This window comes from Vibrio sp. 1288, from assembly GCF_033344475.1.
The window spans coordinates 1-547 of the sequence record NZ_JAWPOX010000991.1 but is presented as its reverse complement, the minus strand read 5'-3'; the positions used below and the strand labels follow the sequence as shown (position 1 = coordinate 547).

Annotated in this window: 1 pseudogene; it reads right to left on the bottom strand. The window is 43.9% G+C overall.

What is annotated here, in order from left to right:
• Positions 1–25: 25 nt before the first annotated feature.
• Positions 26–547 (bottom strand): annotated as a pseudogene (locus tag R8O11_RS30520) (ketol-acid reductoisomerase); the annotation flags it as partial.

Below are 547 nucleotides of genomic sequence, written 5' to 3'. Positions count from 1 at the left end.
CTTCAATGCTGTACAGCGAAGAGAATTAGCCGCCAACCGCGATGCGCTTCATATCCGTCATATAGCCACGTAGTTCTTCGCCAATGTATTCCACTGGGTGGTTACGGATAGTCTCGTTCACTGCGATAAGAGTCGCGTTATCCACTTGGTTAGACGTTTCGCCTAAACCTTTACCAATAACCTCTGTACCAACAGAAGGCATGAATTTCTCACGTAATAAAGGCGTTGCTACGTTAGCAAATAGGTAGTTACCGTATTCAGCCGTATCAGAGATAACCACGTTCATCTCATATAGACGCTTACGTGCGATAGTATTAGCAATCAACGGAAGTTCATGTAGAGACTCGTAGTACGCTGATTCATCGATGATTCCAGAAGCTGTCATCGCTTCAAATGCCAGTTCAACCCCAGCACGAACCATTGCAATCATTAGAATGCCGTTGTCAAAGTACTCTTGCTCAGAAATCTCAACGTCCGTTTCTGGGTAATTTTCAAATGCAGTTTCACCAGTTTCTGCACGCCATCCTAGAAGATTTTTATCATCATT